The sequence below is a fragment of the Streptomyces sp. NBC_00490 genome (assembly GCF_036013645.1).
GTDB lineage: Bacteria > Actinomycetota > Actinomycetes > Streptomycetales > Streptomycetaceae > Streptomyces > Streptomyces canus_F.
Genome location: NZ_CP107869.1, coordinates 4,124,965 through 4,141,835 on the forward strand (window position 1 = coordinate 4,124,965; position 16,871 = coordinate 4,141,835).

Genomic DNA, 16,871 nt, shown 5'->3' on the forward strand with positions numbered 1-16,871 from the left:
CCCTCACAGCAGTCCTACGGCGGTGTCCACGGCGGCGGCCACGTCACCGTCCGCCGGGTAGAGCAGCGAACGGCCGACCACCAGGCCCTGGACGGTGGGGAGTTGCAGCGCCCCGCGCCACTTCTCGTACGCGCCGTCCTGGTCGTCGCCCACCTCGCCGCCCAGCAGCACGGCGGGCAGGGTGGAGGTGGCCATGACCTCGGCCATGTCGTCGGGGTTGTCGGTGACGGGGACCTTCAGCCAGGTGTAGGCCGAACTGCCGCCCAGGCCCGAGGCGATGGCGATGGACTTGGTGACGGCCTCGGCGGAGAGGTCGTTGCGCACCTTGCCCTCGTCCGTGCGGCTGCTGATGAACGGCTCGACGAAGACCGGGAGTCGCCGTGCGGCCATGTCGTCGATCGCACGGGCGGTGGACTCCATGGTGGTCAGGGAGCCCGCGTCGGCGTAGTCGATCCGCAGGAGCAGCTTGCCGGCGTCGAAGCCGAGCCGCTGTATGTCCTCGGCGCGGTGGCCGGTGAAGCGGTCGTCGAGTTCGAAGCTGGCGCCCTGGAGGCCGCCGCGGTTCATCGAGCCCATGACGACCTTGCCGTCGAGGGCGCCGAGCAGCAGCAGGTCGTCGAGGATGTCGGCGGTGGCGAGGACGCCGTCGACGCCGGGCCGGGACAGCGCCAGGACCAGGCGTTCGAGCAGGTCGGCGCGGTTGGCCATGGCGAACTTGCGGTCGCCGACGCCGAGGGCGCCGCGGGCCGGGTGGTCGGCGGCGACGATCATCAGGCGGTCGTTCGCGCCGAGCAGCGGCCGGCGGACCCGGCGGGCGGCGGCCTCCGCGATCGCCTCGGGGTGGCGGGTGCGCAGACGGACGAGTTCGGAAACGTCGACGGTCACTTGACGGCCCCCGCGCTGATCGCGGCCTCGACCTCGTCCGGTGTGGGCATCGCCGAGCTGCACTCCAGGCGGGAGGCGACGATGGCACCGGCCGCGTTGGCGTGCCGCATGGTCTTCTCCAGGTCCCAGCCTTCGAGGAGGCCGTGGCAGAGCGAGCCGCCGAAGGCGTCTCCGGCGCCGAGTCCGTTGAGGACGGTGACGGGCAGGGGCGGGACCTCGGCTTCCTCGCCCTTGCTGTTGACGGCGAGGACACCCTTGGGGCCCTGCTTGACCACGGCGAGCTCGACACCGGCGTCCAGGAGCGCCTGGGCCGCCGCGCGGGGTTCGCGGACGCCTGTGGCGACCTCCACCTCGTCGAGGTTGCCGACCGCGACGGTGGTGTGGCGCAGGGCCTCCTCGTAGAAGGGGCGGGCCTGCGCGGGGTCCTTCCAGAACATCGGGCGCCAGTCGAGGTCGAAGACGGTGACGCCCGCCCTGGCGCGGTGGGCAAGGGCCGCCAGCGTGGCCGTACGGCTGGGCTCCTCGCTCAGGCCGGTGCCGGTGACCCAGAAGACACGGGCGTCCCGGATGGCGTCGAGGTCGAGCTCGTGGGCGTCGATCTCCAGGTCCGGGGCCTTGGGCTCCCGGTAGAAGTACAGCGGGAAGTCGTCCGGCGGGAAGATCTCGCAGAAGACGACCGGGGTGGGCAGGCCCGGGACCGCGGTGACCCAGCGGTCGTCGACGCCGAAGTCCTTCAGCGCCTGGTGGAGATAGGCCCCGAAGGGGTCGTCGCCGGTGCGTGTGATCACCGCGGTGCGGCGTCCCAGGCGGGCGGCGGCGACCGCGACGTTGGTGGCCGAGCCGCCGAGGAACTTGCCGAAGGACTCCACCTCCGGCAGCGGGACGCCCGTCTGCAGCGGATAGATGTCTACTCCGATCCGCCCCATGGTGATCAGGTCGTACGCCATCGAGTTCCCTTCGTATCGGCTCTCCCCGGATTTCTAGCCTCGGATCCCGAGCCCTGTCAATGTTTTGTCCAGACATTCGGACGAGACCTTGACAGCGCTTACTGCTCGAACGGAAGCTGACCGGCATGACGTCGTTGTCACCTCAGCCCTCACTGTCGCGCATCCGGATCGGGTCGGCTCCCGACTCCTGGGGTGTGTGGTTCCCCGACGACCCCCAGCAGGTCCCCTGGCAGCGCTTCCTCGACGAGGTCGCCGGCTCCGGTTACGAGTGGATCGAGCTGGGCCCGTACGGGTATCTGCCGACCGATCCCGCGGTCCTCACCGAGGAGGTGGACCGCCGGGGCCTGAAAGTGTCCGCCGGCACCGTCTTCACCGGCCTGCATCACGGCGAGGCCGTGTGGGAGAAGACCTGGGCGCATGTCGCGGACAACGCGGTGCTGGCGCAGGCGATGGGGGCCAAGCACCTCGTGGTCATTCCGTCCTTCTGGCGGGACGACAAGACCGGTGAGGTGCTGGAGTCCGACACCCTGACGCCGGAGCAGTGGCGCAATCTCACCTCGTTGACCGAGCGTCTGGGGCAGCGGGTGCGGGAGGAGTACGGGCTCCAAATCGTCGTCCATCCGCACGCCGACACGCACATCGACAGCGAGTCGAACGTCGTCCGGTTCCTGGACGGGACCGACTCCTCGCTCGTGTCGCTGTGTCTGGACACCGGGCACTACGCGTACTGCGGCGGGGACAGCGTCAAGCTGATCGAGACGTACGGGTCGCGGATCGGGTATCTGCATCTCAAGCAGGTGGATCCGGAGATCCTCGCGGACGTGCGGGCCAAGGGGACGCCGTTCGGGCCCGCGGTGGCGCAGGGTGTGATGTGCGAGCCGCCGACGGGGGTGCCCGCGCTGGGGCCGGTGCTGGAGGCGGCGGGGAAGCTGGATGTGGATCTGTTCGCGATCGTCGAGCAGGACATGTACCCCTGCGAGCCGGACAAGCCGTTGCCCATCGCCCAGCGGACTCGGGCGTTCTTGAGGTCCTGCGGGGCGTAGGCGGTTCTTCGTCCGCTGGGGCGCGGGGGCTGGTCGCGCAGTTCCCCGCGCCCCTGCGGGTGTTGCAGCATGGGGCGATGAGTCGTGCCGTGCGTGTCCTGAGCGGATACGGGTCCTCTGGGACCTGGGAGTTCGCCGTTGCCGCGCCTCATCCCCGGGTGCGGCCCGCGATCATCAGCTATCGCGGGGTCCGGGTCGCCATGAAGGGGCCCCGGCGGCGGCTGGAGGCGCCCATCGGGGCGGCCACACTGCTGCTCGGGTTCGAGGAGCCCGTACGGATCTCCCGCGCGGGACGCGCCCCCGACACCCTCGTGTCCGTGTTCTGCGGGCCCACGACGACCCCCGCCGTCGGAGAGCACGAGGGACGACTCTCCGGCATCGAGGTGCTGTTGGCGCCCTGGGCGGCCTTCACTCTCTTCGGGACGCCGCAGTACGAACTCGCCAACCGGACCGTCGATCCGGACGAGCTGCCGCACGCCTTGTCCCACCGGGTCGGTGAACTCGCTTCCGCCCTGGCCGCGTTGCCGTCGTGGGAGTCACGGTTCGGCCTGCTGGACGAGGTGTTCGCGCGGTGGTTCGCGGCCGGTACGCCCTGCTCGGACCGGGTCGTGCGGGCATGGGCGGAGCTGGTGCGAAGCGGGGGTGTGATGCCGGTGCCGCGGCTCGCCGACGAGGTCGGGTGGAGTGTGCGGCAGCTGGAGAGCCGGTTCCGGGAGCAGATCGGGATCGGACCCAAGGCGGCGGGCCGGGTGCTGCGGTTGCAGCGGGCTCGGCGGCTGCTGGCGGCGGGGCGGGGGCAGGCGGAGACCGCGGCGGTGTGCGGGTACTACGACCAGGCCCATCTCAGCGGTGAGTTCAAGGCGATGACCGGGTGCACACCGCGGGAGTTCACGCTGGCGCGGGGCGGGCCGGGCGGGGTGCCCGACGGTGACCGGATGACGGGCGAGGCGACGAGTCTGGTGCTCACGCCGGGTGGCGGTGCGGATTTCTCCAAGACCGGCGGTGTTGGCTGAATGCAGTCTGTGACCGCCGGCGCGGAGCCGCTCGTCCGGCCACGGGGGACGGGGGAGCCGGCGGGCCGGGCCCGGCGCAGCGGGTCCGGCCCGTCCTCGCGCCCACGCCCGACCGCACGCCGTGAGGGGTGCTCCGCGTCCCGATGTCAACGCGCCCCGCCCATGGGCCCGCGTACGCCTTTGCTGCACTCCCGTCACAAACACCCCCTTCGTGTCACACATGTCGCGTGTACGCGGGTCTTGCGTCACACGCGGTACACAGGCCCTGACTTGCAGTCACTCAGCGTCGTTCACCGGGCACAGGCTTTGTGATCGCCAGCGCAGCGCCCGGTACCCCCGACGGCCGTTCCCGGCCGGCGCCGCGGTGCGCGCGAGGAGGTGCCACTCATGACCGACCGAAGGCTCTGGTCGTACAAGGAGATCGCGGCGCACATCCGGGTGCAGCCGGACACCGTGCGGTCGTACCGCAAGCACGGGCTGCTCCCGCCGCCCGACCATGTCGAGGGCGGCAAGCCGTTCTGGTACGCGGACACCGTCCGCAAGTGGGTCGCCGCGCGCCCGGGCAACCGTGGGCGCAGAGAGGACTGAGACACCTCCCGTCGTGTCCAAGGGTGCCTGCGTACGGCTCGCGGGCACCCCTTTTCGTGGTGCCGGCGGCCACGAAAATCGCGGGCCGGAAGGAGGTCGCCTCTGACACAGTCACCCCATGAGCGACTTCTCTGTCAAACCTGTCCTCACCGGCGAGAAGACCGTGCTGCGCCCGTTCACGGAGGCGGACGCGGAGGGCATGTGGGAGATCATCGGCGACGCGGAGGTCACCCACTTCACGGGCGACCCGCCCGACGAGATCACCCCGGAGCGGCTGAGGGACTGGTACGGCTCCCGCAGCGCTCAGCCGGACCGCCTCGACCTCGCCGTCACCGACGCCGCCACCGGTGAACTCGTCGGCGAGGTCGTGCTCTACGAGTGGGACCCCGGCGCCCGCAGCTGCACCTTCCGCACGCTCATCGGCCCGCGGGGACGCGGCCGGGGCATCGGCACGGAGGCGACCCGGCTCGTCGTCGGGTACGGCTTCCAGCGACTCGGTCTGCACCGGATCCAGCTGGAGGCGTACGCCTTCAACCACCGGGCGCTGCGCGTGTACGAGAAGGCCGGGTTCGTACGGGAGGGGCTCCGGCGGGAGACCGAGTTCAAGCACGGCGCATGGGTCGACGAAGTCGTCATGGGCATCCTCGACCGTGACTGGGCCGCCCTCACCGCCACGGCTCGATGACCGTCACCCCCGCCCCCGGTGCCGTGCCCATCGCGGCCAGCGCGGCGGGTGTCGCGTCCAGGTCGATCGAGGACGTCACCAGCAGATCGGGCCGCAGCACGCCCGCCCGGACCAGCTCCAGCATCGGCGGGTAGGTGTGCGCGGCCATGCCGTGGCTGCCGAGGAGTTCGAGCTCCAGGGCGATCACGCGGGCCATCGGAACCGGGGTCGTGCCGGTGGGTGAGGGCAGCAGGCCGACCTGGACGTGCCGGCCCCGGCGGCGCAGCGAGTCGACCGAGGCCGCGCAGGTGACGGGCGAGCCGAGGGCGTCCAGCGACAGATGGGCGCCGCCGCCGGTCAGTTCGCGGACCGCCGCCCCCGTGTCCCCGGCCTTCGACGCGTCCACGCACTGCGCCGCGCCGAACTTCCGTGCCAGGTCCAGCGCCTGCGGGGACACGTCCACCGCCACCACCCTCGCCCCCGACGCCGCCGCGATCATCACCGCCGACAGGCCCACCCCGCCGCAGCCGTGCACCGCGACCCACTCCCCCGCGGCGGCCCTTCCCTGTTGCACGACCGCGCGGAACGCCGTGGCGAAACGGCAGCCGAGCCCCGCGGCGGTGGCGTAGGAGAGGTCGTCGGGGATCGCCACGAGGTTCACGTCGGCGTGGTCCAGGGCCACGTACTGGGCGAACGAACCCCAGTGGGTGAAGCCCGGCTGGGTCTGGTGCGGGCAGATCTGGTGGTCGCCTGCGGCGCAGGTCGCGCAGGAGCCGCAGGCGCAGACGAAGGGGACGGTCACTCTCTCGCCGGGGCGCCAGGCGGTGACCGCGGTGCCGACCGCTTCCACGACACCGGCGAGTTCGTGGCCGGGTACGTGGGGGAGGGTGATGTCCGGGTCGTGGCCCTGCCAGCCGTGCCAGTCGCTTCGGCAGAGGCCGGTGGCTTCTACGCGTACGACGACTCCGTGCGCGGGGGGTGCGGGGTCGGGGACCTCGCGTACCTCTGCCGGGTCACCGTATTGCTCGAAGACCACCGCTCGCATCTGCCATCCCCTCGCCGTTTTCGTCTGCGGGTACATCGTGGCTGGTCGCGCCGTTCCCCGCGTCCCTGTCGGGGCGCTCATCGCCACCCTCGCTCAAGCCGAACCGTTCGTGGAACCTCCGCAGCGGTCCCGGCGCCCACCACGTCGCCCGTCCCGTCAGCTTCATCACCGCCGGGACCAGCAGGCTCCGTACGATCATCGCGTCCATCACGACCGCCAGGGCGATGCCCAGGCCCAGCATCTTGGTGTTCGTGACCCGTGACGTGCCGATCGCGACCATGACCACCGCCAGGATCACCGCCGCCGCCGTGATCAGGCCGCCCGTGCGCTGGAGGCCGTGGCGGACCGCCTCGTTGTGGTCGCCTGTCGTGTCGTACTCCTCCTTGATGCGGGACAGGAGGAAGACGCCGTAGTCCATGGAGAGACCGAAGGCCACGCAGAACATCAGGACCGGGAGGGTCGTCTCGATCGAGCCGGGGCTGGTGAAGCCCAGCGGGCCGGAGAGGTGGCCGTCCTGGAAGACCCAGACCACCGCGCCGAACATGGCCGTCAGACTGAGCGCGTTGAGCACCACCGCCTGGATCGGTATCAGCACACTGCCGGTCAGGAGGAAAACCAGGAGCAGGGTGACGATCACTATGAAGGCGACCGCCCAGGGCAGTTGCTCGGCTATCGCGTCCTTGGAGTCGACGAGGACGGCCGCGGTACCGGTCACGCTGGTGTCGAAGGGGGCGTCCGTGGAGCGCAGTTCGCCCACGAGTCGCTGAGCCGCGTCATCGACCGCCTCGCCCGTCGGCTGCACCGTGAAGTACGCCGACTCACCGTTCACCAGAGGGCCGTCGACCCTCAGCACCCCGGGGAGCTCGGCGATCCGCTCCTTGTACGCGGCGTACTGCGCTTCGCTCGCGCGGCCCTCCGCCAGGACTTCCAGGCCGCCGCCGGGGCTGCCCGGGAAGCCGTCCCTGATGTGCTGCTGCACGACATGGGACTCGGCGGTCGAGGGCAGCTGGCGGTCGTCGGCGGTGCCGAACCTCACGCCCAGGAAGGGGAGCCCCAGCAGGACGAGGACCGCGGTGGTGCCGAGGGCGAAGAAGGGGGCCCGGCGCATGACGAGCGTCGCCGCGCGGGCCCAGGCCGCGCCTTCCCTGGCGGGCCGGGCGCGGCGGAACAGGCGCCGCAGGTCCCAGGAGTCGACCCGCTCTCCCAGCAGAACCAGCGCCGCCGGGAGCAGGATCAGCGCGGCCGCCGCGGCCAGCAGGACGACCGCGATGCCGGCGTAGGCGAAGGAGCGCAGGAAGTACTGCGGGAAGAGCAGCATCGCCGCCAGGGAGACCGCGACGGTGAGGGCCGAGAAGAGGACCGTGCGGCCGGCCGTGCGCAGGGTGGTGCCGACCGCGGTCGACGGGTCTGCGCCGCCGGCCAGTTCCTCGCGGAAGCGGCGGACGATGAACAGGGCGTAGTCGATGGCCAGGCCGAGGCCGAGGGCCGTGGTGAGGTTCATCGCGAAGACCGAGACGTCGGTGAACTCGGTCAGGCCGCGCAGCACCGCGTTGGTGCCCAGGATCGCCACGATGCCGATGCCGAGGGGCAGCAGGGCGGCGACCGCGCTGCCGAAGACCATCACCAGCAGGACGAGCGTCACCGGCAGGGCGATCAGCTCGGCCCGGGTGAGGTCCTCCTGGATGATCGTCTGCATCTCGTGCCGCACGGCGACCGGGCCGCCGATCGTCACCTCCACCGGGCCGTGCGCACCGCGGAACGAGGGCGCGAGGCGGTCCAGGGTCGTGCCCATCACCTTCTCGTCGCCCGTGATGCGGGCGGCGATCAGCGCCTCATGGCCGTCCTCCGCGCGCAGGGCCGGGGCGCCGGTGGCCCAGTAGGAGCCGACGCCCGTCACGCCCTTCTCGCCCGCCAGCCGCTCCGTCAGCCGCTCGGCCTCGGCCGCGACCGCCGGGTCGTCCACCGAGGCACTCCCCGCGTCGACCAGGAGCAGGAGGTTGGGCTGGGAGTCCGGGAACTCGCGCTCCAGCGCCTTGGTCGCGTACGTGGACTCGGCGTCCGGGTCCTCCCAGCCGCCGGCGCCCATGCGGTCGGCGACCCCGCTGCCGGCCAGCACGGCGAGCACGGTGAGCACGAGGGCCGCGAGCAGGGCCAGCCTCGGACGGGCGGTCACGAGCTTGGTCCAGCCTCCGGTGCGCGGCGGCTTGTCGACTTCGGTCATCGTGCGGTGTCCCCTTCACCAGGCAGCATGGATCTGCCACTGCCTTGCCATAGACTGACAAACACGAGACATCGCTCGCGTTTCTCCAGAATGCGAGCGACCGCTCGTGTTGTCAATCCTGTTCGGAGAGTTGGGGATAACGCGTGCCCGCGAACGAGGAGAAGGACCCGCCACGCCGCCGCCAGGCCCGCGGAGAACGCCGTATCGCACAGCTGCTCGAAGCCGCGGCCTCGGTCTTCTGCACGACCGGCTACACGGCCGCGAGCACCAACGCCATCGCGCGCGAGGCGGGCGTCTCACCGGGCACGCTCTACCAGTTCTTCCCGAACAAGGAAGCGATCGCCATCGAGCTCGGCGGCCGGCTCGTGCACGAGATGCAGGAGGCCTACGGCGAGGCGCTCGCACCCGTCGACCCGACGACCCCGCTGGAGCAGGCGGTGGGCACCATCGTCGACCGGTTCATCGACTTCAACTGCCGGCACCCGGTGTTCTTCGCGCTGATGCACGGCCCCGACATCCCCGGCCGGATCGCCGAGCAGCACGACGCCCTGCACACGACCCTCGTCGCCCGCGTCGAGAACCTGCTCCGCTCGTTCATGCCCGAGGCGCCCCAGGCCGCGATCACCCGTGTCGCGCACATGGCGCTGGGGATGTACATGGCTGGCCTGGAGCTCGTCCTCGCCCACGAGGGCGCCGAACGGGACGCGTATGTCCAGGAGTTGAAGAACGCCCTGGTCCGCTATCTCGAGCCGCTCGTGGGAGCCGGCCTCGGCCTGCCGGACGGACTCACCACGACCCCGACCGCCTGACCGGCGGTGTGCTGCCGTCGCATCGGCGTCTCGCTGCCGCACGCTCTGTGGGACTCGACACACGGCATCGCGCTGTGGTTGGCGACGCTGCCGGCGAGCACCCGTCCGGACAGGGAGCTGGCCCTTTTCGGCGTCGCGTGGATGCGGGCTCCGACGCGGCGGGAGCCTTCTTGGATAAATACCCCCTAGGGGTATAGTGGGTAACGGCCCACATCCCTCGACGAGGAGAACGACATGAGCGCCCAGACCGACACCCAGGGTTCCGTCACCACCGTCTACAAGGTGAGCGGGATGAGCTGTGGACACTGCGAGGGTTCCGTGTCCGGCGAGCTCTCCGAGATCGCGGGGGTGACCTCGGTGAAGGCCGTCGCGTCGAGCGGTGAGGTCACGGTCGTGTCGCAGGCCCCGCTCGACGAGGAGGCGGTGCGCGCGGCCGTGGACGAGGCCGGGTTCGAGCTCGTCGGCAAGGCCTGACCCCACCCCCTCACCAAGGGCCGTGCCGACCGGTCGAGACCGGTCCCGCACGGCCCGGCCCGTTTCCTGGAGTACGGCATGACCACCACCGAGACCCCGATAACGCCGACCGCCTCCGAAGTCGAGCTCCTCATCGGCGGGATGACCTGTGCCTCCTGCGCGGCTCGTGTGGAGAAGAAGCTCAACCGGATGGACGGGGTCACCGCCACGGTGAACTACGCCACCGAGAAGGCGAAGGTCACCTTCGCCGGGGGCGTCGGGGTCGCCGACCTGATCGCCACGGTGGTGAAGACCGGGTACACGGCACAGGAGCCGGCGCCGCCACGGGAGGCAGCGGCGGACGAGGACCCGGAGTTGACGTCGCTACGGCAGCGTCTCGTCGTCGCCGCCGTGCTCGCCGTCCCCGTGGTGCTGCTCTCGATGGTCCCGGCCCTCCAGTTCGACAATTGGCAGTGGCTCGCGCTCACCCTCGCCTCCCCCGTCGTCGTCTGGGGCGGGCTGCCCTTCCACCAGGCCGCCTGGACGAACGCGCGGCACGCCGCGGCCACCATGGACACGCTGGTCTCGCTGGGCACCCTGGCCGCGTTCGGCTGGTCGCTGTGGGCGCTGTTCTTCGGTGACGCGGGCATGGCGGGCATGAAGGACGAGTTCGCGTTCACCGTCTCCCGCGCGCAGGGCGCCTCGACCATCTATCTCGAAGTGGCCGCAGGGGTCACCGTGTTCATCCTGCTCGGGCGCTATCTGGAGGCACGTTCCAAGCGGCGCGCGGGGGCGGCGCTGCGGGCGCTGATGGAGCTGGGCGCCAAGGACGTGGCCGTGCTGCGGGACGGGCGCGAGGTGCGGATCCCGGTGGGCCGGCTGGCGGTCGGGGACCGGTTCGTCGTACGGCCCGGGGAGAAGGTCGCCACCGACGGCACCGTCGTCGAGGGTGCCTCCGCCGTGGACGCGTCGATGCTGACCGGGGAGTCGGTGCCGGTGGACGTGACGGTGGGGTCCGCCGTCGCGGGCGCGACCGTGAACGTCGGCGGGCGGCTCGTCGTGGCGGCCACGCGCGTGGGCGCCGACACGCAGCTCGCGCGGATGGCGAAGCTCGTCGAGGAGGCGCAGAACGGCAAGGCCGAGGTGCAGCGGCTCGCCGACCGGATCTCCGCCGTGTTCGTGCCGGCCGTGATCCTGATCGCCGTCGCCACCTTCGGGGCCTGGCTGGGCCTCGCCGGGGACACGGTCGCCGCGTTCACCGCGGCCGTCGCCGTGCTGATCATCGCCTGTCCGTGCGCGCTGGGACTGGCCACGCCGACCGCGCTGATGGTCGGCACGGGGCGCGGGGCGCAGCTGGGCATCCTCATCAAGGGGCCCGAGGTGCTGGAGTCCACGCGCCGGGTCGACACCGTCGTACTCGACAAGACCGGCACGGTGACCACCGGACGCATGACCCTCCAGGAGGTCTACGCCGTCGAGGGCACCGACGAGAAGCAGGTGCTGCGGCTCGCGGGGGCCCTGGAGCACGCCTCCGAGCACCCCGTCGCCCGGGCGGTCGCGGCCGGTGCCGAGGAGCGGGTCGGGCCGCTGCCGGAGGTCGAGGGGTTCGAGAACGTGCCCGGGCGGGGCGTGCGTGGGCGCGTGGAGGGCCGTGACGTGGCCGTGGGGCGCCTCCATGACGTCCTGCCGCAGGAGTTGGCCCGGATCAAGGAAGAGGCCGAGAGCGGCGGGCGTACGGCCGTGGTGGTCGGCTGGGACGGGGTGGCACGGGGTGTCGTGGCCGTCGCGGACGCGGTGAAGGAGACCAGTGCCGAGGCGGTGCGGGAGCTGCGGGCGCTGGGGCTGACGCCGGTACTGCTGACCGGGGACAACCGGGCGGTGGCGGAGGCGGTGGCCGCGCAGGTCGGGATCGAGCGGGTCGTCGCCGAGGTGCTGCCCGAGGACAAGGTCGACGTCGTACGGCGGTTGCGGGCCGAGGGGCGGGTCGTGGCCATGGTCGGGGACGGGGTCAACGACGCGGCCGCGCTCGCCACGGCGGACCTGGGGCTCGCCATGGGGACGGGGACGGACGCGGCGATCGAGGCGAGTGATCTGACGCTGGTGCGCGGGGATCTTCGGGTGGCCGTCGACGCGATCAGGCTGTCGCGGCGGACGCTGGCGACGATCAAGGGCAATCTCGTGTGGGCGTTCGGCTACAACGTGGCGGCGCTGCCGCTGGCCGCCGCGGGGCTGTTGAACCCGATGATCGCGGGGGCCGCCATGGCCTTCTCCTCGGTCTTCGTGGTGACGAACAGCCTGCGTCTGCGCGCATTCCGTTGAGGGGTCCCTCTGGAGTCCGGAGCGACACTCACATAAGCTCTTCACAAGGCTCGCGCATCATCCTTACGCTTGGGCCTCGATCGACGTATCGGCCCTCTTGCGTACCTAACGGACAAATGCAAGAGACGCAGATCACAGTGATGTGAAGGTAACCATCGAAGGGGTTCGAAGGTCTAAGTTGACGATGTCAGGCCGCGTCTTGGGGGGCGCGTTCTGGCATCTGGGGATGTCTTGGGGGACTTCCTCAGAGATGCGTTGCCGGGGCACGCACTTCGGGAAGCTTTGAGCGGCCCTCCCGACCGTGCGCTGTCCCGGCAGATCGCACACTGGAGTAGTACGGCGAGTTTTGCTCGTTCTGCTCAACGGCAGTACCAGGCAATACCGAAAGACAGCGAATTCAGGCGCTGGTCTCTCAGACGCCCGGCCGGATCCCGTGGGGGGAATCCGCACCGGGACATGGGAAGGCGCCCTGGTCGTCGGCCCGTGGGGGGACTGGCGCTGGGGCGCCTTCTCCTATGTCCGCCCACCCACGAACCCCGGACACACGAAGGCCCCGCACACCTTCATCAGGCGTACGGGGCTCTGCGACATCACGCCTCACCACAGTGGGGCCCTACCCTCTACCGGGGACACGCCTCCAGCGGTGGGGGCACCCATCGAGCGGCGCCCTCACCGGCAGGTGTCAGCGCTCCTCGACCGGGACGAAGTCGCGTTCGACGACGCCCGTGTAGATCTGGCGGGGGCGGCCGATGCGGGAGCCGGGCTCCTTGATCATTTCGTGCCACTGGGCGATCCAGCCGGGGAGGCGGCCGAGGGCGAAGAGGACCGTGAACATCTCGGTCGGGAAGCCCATGGCGCGGTAGATCAGGCCGGTGTAGAAGTCGACGTTCGGGTAGAGGCTGCGCGAGACGAAGTAGTCGTCGGAGAGCGCGTGCTCCTCCAGCTTCAGGGCGATGTCCAGCAGCTCGTCGGACTTGCCCAGCGCCGAGAGAACGTCGTGGGCCGCGGCCTTGATGATCTTGGCGCGCGGGTCGAAGTTCTTGTACACCCGGTGGCCGAAGCCCATCAGGCGGACGCCGTCCTCCTTGTTCTTCACCTTGCGGATGAAGGAGTCGACATCGCCGCCGGACGCCTGGATGCCCTCGAGCATCTCCAGGACGGACTGGTTGGCGCCACCGTGCAGCGGGCCCCACAGGGCGGAGATGCCGGCGGAGATCGACGCGAACATGTTCGCCTGCGAGGAGCCGACCAGGCGGACCGTCGACGTCGAACAGTTCTGCTCGTGGTCGGCGTGCAGGATGAGGAGCTTGTCCAGGGCCGAGACGACGACCGGGTCGAGCTCGTACTCCTGCGCCGGGACCGAGAAGGTCATCCGCAGGAAGTTCTCGACGTAACCGAGGTCGTTGCGCGGGTAGACGAACGGGTGACCGATCGACTTCTTGTACGCGTACGCCGCGATCGTCGGAAGCTTGGCGAGAAGGCGGATCGTGGAGAGGTTGCGCTGGTTCTCGTCGAAGGGGTTGTGGCTGTCCTGGTAGAAGGTGGACAGCGCGGAGACGACCGAGGACAGCATCGCCATCGGGTGGGCGTCGCGCGGGAAGCCACGGTAGAAGTTCTTGACGTCCTCGTGCAGCAGGGTGTGCTGCGTGATCTCGTTCTTGAACGAGGTGAGCTCGTCGACGGTCGGCAGCTCGCCGTTGATCAGCAGGTAGGCGACCTCCAGGAAGGTGGAGCGCTCGGCCAGCTGCTCGATCGGGTAGCCGCGGTAGCGGAGGATGCCCGCCTCGCCGTCGAGGTAGGTGACGGCGGATTTATAGGCCGCGGTGTTCCCGTAGCCACTGTCCAGTGTCACCAGACCGGTCTGGGCGCGGAGCTTGCCGATGTCGAAGCCCTTGTCGCCGACGGTGCTGTCGATCACCGGGTAGGTGTACTCGCCGTCGCCGTACCGCAGTACTACAGAGTTGTCGCTCACGTCTTCCCTCACCCGACGTTGTGCCTCATCTTCGAGGTTGCCCTGACTGTCTCTACCATCCCCCATTTGGCGCAGGAGAGTGCACTCGGGGTCGGCCATTGGGCTAATTGGCGGCACTCAGTGCCGTCAGCTTGCCCATCCTGCCCCTCCTCGCCCGGTTCCGGAAGGGCTCTGTGACCTTCATGACTCATTTGATCGATCATTTTTCGCGATGCGTGACCCGGCGTCCCACTTCACTCCCGGAGGGGGCCCGGTGAGAGGCGGAAGTCGAGGGCCGTACAGCGCCGCCCCGCCGACACCGTGCGCACCGCCTGACCGATCGCCTTGCGCGAACCGACGAGGACGACCAGCTTCTTGGCCCGGGTGACCGCCGTGTAGAGCAGATTCCGTTGAAGCATCATCCATGCTCCGGTGGTGACGGGGATCACCACGGCGGGATATTCACTGCCCTGGGAACGGTGAATGGTCACCGCGTACGCATGGGCCAGCTCGTCCAGTTCATCGAATTCGTACGGAACCTCCTCGTCCTCGTCCGTCAGCACCGTGAGGCGCTGGTCGACCGGGTCGAGTGAGGTGACGACGCCCACGGTGCCGTTGAAGACACCGTTCTTGCCCTTCTCGTAATTGTTGCGAATCTGGGTGACCTTGTCGCCGACGCGGAAGACTCTTCCGCCGAACCGCTTCTCCGGGAGGTCGGGGCGGCCCGGCGTGATGGCCTGCTGCAACAGGCCGTTGAGGTTTCCGGCGCCGGCGGGGCCCCGGTGCATGGGGGCGAGGACCTGGATGTCGCGGCGCGGGTCGAGTCCGAACTTGGCCGGAATTCGCCGGGCCGCCACGTCGACCGTGAGCCGGCCCGCCTCCTCCGTGTCGTCCTCGACGAAGAGGAAGAAGTCCTTCATGCCGTCGGTGACGGGATGCTGCCCGGAGTTGATCCGGTGGGCGTTGGTGACCACCCCGGACTGCTGGGCCTGACGGAACACGCGCGTGAGACGGACGGCGGGGATGGGGCTGCCGTCGGCGAGCAGGTCGCGCAGGACCTCCCCCGCCCCGACGCTGGGGAGTTGGTCGACGTCCCCGACGAAGAGGAGGTGCGCGCCCGGGGGCACCGCCTTCACGAGCTTGTTGGCGAGCAGCAGGTCCAGCATCGAGGCCTCGTCCACCACCACCAGGTCCGCCGGGAGGGGACGGTCCTTGTCGTACGCCGCGTCGCCGCCCGGCTTCAGCTCCAGGAGGCGGTGGACGGTGGAGGCCTCGGCGCCGGTGAGTTCGGCGAGGCGCTTGGCGGCGCGTCCCGTGGGGGCGGCGAGGACGACCCTGGCCTTCCTGGCGCGGGCCAGTTCCACGATCGAGCGGACCGTGAAGGACTTGCCGCAGCCGGGGCCGCCGGTGAGGACGGCGACCTTCTTGGTGAGCGCGAGCTTGACGGCGGCCTCCTGCTCGGCGGCGAGGTCGGCGCCCGTACGGCCCTTCAGCCAGCCGAGCGCCTTGTCCCAGGCCACGTCGTGGAAGCCCGGCATACGGTCCTCGTCGGTGCGCAGGAGGCGCAGCAGCTGGGCGGAGAGGGAGAGTTCGGCCCGGTGGAAGGGGACGAGGTAGATCGCGGTGACGGGTTCCCCGTGCTCGCCGGGCACCTTCTCGCGTACGACGCCGGGTTCGCCGGAGTCCTCGTCCGGCTGGGCCAGTTCGGCGAGGCACTCGATGACGAGACCGGTGTCGACCTGGAGGAGCTTGACGGCGTCGGCGATCAGCTTCTCCTCGGGGAGGTAGCAGTTGCCCTGGTCGGTGGCCTGCGAAAGGGCGTACTGCAGGCCCGCCTTGACGCGCTCCGGGCTGTCGTGCGGGATGCCGACGGACTGGGCGATCTTGTCGGCGGTGAGGAAGCCGATGCCCCAGACGTCGGAGGCGAGACGGTAGGGCTGGCTCTTGACGACGGAGATGGAGGCGTCGCCGTACTTCTTGTAGATCCGCACGGCGATGGACGTGGAGACCTCCACGGTCTGGAGGAAGAGCATCACCTCCTTGATCGCCTTCTGTTCCTCCCAGGCGTCGGCGATCTTCTTGGTCCGCTTCGGGCCGAGCCCGGGGACCTCGATGAGTCGCTTGGGCTCCTCCTCGATGATCTGGAGGGTGTCCAGGCCGAAGTGCTGGGTGATGCGGTCGGCGAAGACGGGACCGATGCCCTTGACGAGACCCGAGCCGAGGTAGCGGCGGATGCCCTGGACGGTGGCCGGCAGGACGGTCGTGTAGTTCTCCACGGTGAACTGCTTGCCGTACTGCGGATGCGAACCCCAACGCCCCTCCATCCGGAGGGACTCACCGACCTGTGCGCCGAGCAGCGCGCCGACGACGGTGAGGAGGTCGCCGCCGCCCCTGCCCGTGTCGACACGGGCGACCGTGTAGCCGTTCTCCTCGTTGGCGTACGTGATCCGTTCCAGTACGCCTTCGAGTACGGCGAGCCCCTGAGCCATGATCCGACGGTACCGGGGGCCTGTGACAGTGGGGGGCGTCAGCGGTCAGGCGGACTGGGAAGTCAGGTGGGTGATCACCGGTTCGAAGTCCTCCGTCGGGGAGAACTCCACGAAGTCGCAGTCCTCCAGCGCCTCCGGGACGTGGCCGGGGGCCCAGTAGTACGCCTGGCCCGCCTCGTAGGTCTCCGAGCCCGTGGCCGTGCGCATCCGGAGCTTTCCCTTGAGGAGGTAGCCCCAGTGGGGGCACTGGCAGGCGTCGTCGGTCAGGCCCTTGAAGGCGGGGCCCATGTCCGCGCCCTGCGGGAGGTGGACGTAGCCGACGGACATGCCGCCGCCGATGGGCATCGTGCGCAGTTCGACCCCGTTGCCTTCGATGGCCACGGGGACGTCGTTGCGTGTCGCCGACGTCATGACTCCTCCGTCTCCGGCCCTCGCGAGGGCCCC

14 protein-coding genes are annotated in these 16,871 nt (G+C 70.2%); 7 read left to right on the top strand and 7 right to left on the bottom strand.

Annotation, left to right across the window (positions count from 1 at the left end; genetic code table 11):
* Positions 1-3 precede the first annotated feature (3 nt).
* Entirely contained in the window at positions 4-885 is an 882-nt protein-coding gene (locus OG381_RS18585; protein ID WP_327717205.1) for a Cgl0159 family (beta/alpha)8-fold protein, read from the bottom strand.
* The gene (gene iolC, locus OG381_RS18590) at positions 882-1,832 is read right to left on the bottom strand and encodes a 5-dehydro-2-deoxygluconokinase (protein ID WP_327717206.1); all 951 of its coding nucleotides are present in this window, start codon (positions 1,830-1,832) and stop codon (positions 882-884) included. The genes OG381_RS18585 and iolC overlap by 4 nt, the downstream gene beginning before the upstream one ends.
* 125 nt (positions 1,833-1,957) lie before the next feature.
* Between iolC and OG381_RS18595 the strand changes: the two genes are divergently transcribed.
* The 4 genes from OG381_RS18595 (at position 1,958) to OG381_RS18610 (ending at position 5,161) form a co-directional block, all read left to right on the top strand.
* The gene (locus OG381_RS18595) at positions 1,958-2,875 is read left to right on the top strand and encodes a sugar phosphate isomerase/epimerase family protein (protein WP_327717207.1); all 918 of its coding nucleotides are present in this window, start codon (positions 1,958-1,960) and stop codon (positions 2,873-2,875) included.
* 77 nt (positions 2,876-2,952) lie between these two features.
* Positions 2,953-3,888 (top strand): helix-turn-helix domain-containing protein, encoded by a 936-nt coding sequence (locus OG381_RS18600; RefSeq protein WP_443061909.1) that lies wholly within the window; start codon positions 2,953-2,955, stop codon positions 3,886-3,888.
* 387 nt (positions 3,889-4,275) lie between these two features.
* A complete protein-coding gene (locus OG381_RS18605; protein WP_046262470.1) occupies positions 4,276-4,476 on the top strand; it encodes a helix-turn-helix transcriptional regulator in 201 nt (66 codons plus the stop codon).
* Between the two features lie 118 nt (positions 4,477-4,594).
* Positions 4,595-5,161, top strand: a complete 567-nt coding sequence (locus tag OG381_RS18610) for a GNAT family N-acetyltransferase (protein ID WP_327717208.1) — start codon at positions 4,595-4,597, stop codon at positions 5,159-5,161.
* Here OG381_RS18610 and OG381_RS18615 read toward each other — a convergent pair.
* Positions 5,142-6,185: a zinc-dependent alcohol dehydrogenase family protein gene (locus OG381_RS18615; protein WP_327717209.1), complete on the bottom strand. Its 1,044-nt coding sequence runs from the start codon at positions 6,183-6,185 to the stop codon at positions 5,142-5,144. The two genes, OG381_RS18610 and OG381_RS18615, sit on opposite strands and share 20 nt — an antisense overlap.
* A complete protein-coding gene (locus OG381_RS18620) occupies positions 6,154-8,406 on the bottom strand; it encodes an MMPL family transporter (RefSeq protein ID WP_327717210.1) in 2,253 nt (750 codons plus the stop codon). The genes OG381_RS18615 and OG381_RS18620 overlap by 32 nt, the downstream gene beginning before the upstream one ends.
* A gap of 143 nt (positions 8,407-8,549) precedes the next feature.
* Between OG381_RS18620 and OG381_RS18625 the strand changes: the two genes are divergently transcribed.
* The 3 genes from OG381_RS18625 (at position 8,550) to OG381_RS18635 (ending at position 11,987) form a co-directional block, all read left to right on the top strand.
* A complete protein-coding gene (locus OG381_RS18625) occupies positions 8,550-9,215 on the top strand; it encodes a TetR/AcrR family transcriptional regulator (protein WP_327717211.1) in 666 nt (221 codons plus the stop codon).
* A gap of 234 nt (positions 9,216-9,449) precedes the next feature.
* Positions 9,450-9,689: a heavy-metal-associated domain-containing protein gene (locus tag OG381_RS18630; protein ID WP_327717212.1), complete on the top strand. Its 240-nt coding sequence runs from the start codon at positions 9,450-9,452 to the stop codon at positions 9,687-9,689.
* A gap of 78 nt (positions 9,690-9,767) precedes the next feature.
* Positions 9,768-11,987, top strand: coding sequence for a heavy metal translocating P-type ATPase (locus tag OG381_RS18635; RefSeq protein WP_327717213.1), 2,220 nt, complete (start codon positions 9,768-9,770; stop codon positions 11,985-11,987).
* A gap of 682 nt (positions 11,988-12,669) precedes the next feature.
* On the opposite strand, the gene OG381_RS18640 is transcribed toward OG381_RS18635, so the two are convergent.
* From OG381_RS18640 to OG381_RS18650, 3 genes are all read right to left on the bottom strand, one after another.
* Positions 12,670-13,959 (bottom strand): citrate synthase, encoded by a 1,290-nt coding sequence (locus tag OG381_RS18640; RefSeq protein WP_266826777.1) that lies wholly within the window; start codon positions 13,957-13,959, stop codon positions 12,670-12,672.
* A gap of 233 nt (positions 13,960-14,192) precedes the next feature.
* Positions 14,193-16,427: an SF1B family DNA helicase RecD2 gene (recD2, locus tag OG381_RS18645; RefSeq protein WP_327717214.1), complete on the bottom strand. Its 2,235-nt coding sequence runs from the start codon at positions 16,425-16,427 to the stop codon at positions 14,193-14,195.
* A 45-nt stretch (positions 16,428-16,472) separates the two neighbouring features.
* A complete protein-coding gene (locus OG381_RS18650) occupies positions 16,473-16,838 on the bottom strand; it encodes a hypothetical protein (RefSeq protein WP_327717215.1) in 366 nt (121 codons plus the stop codon).
* Between the last annotated feature and the right edge of the window lie 33 nt (positions 16,839-16,871).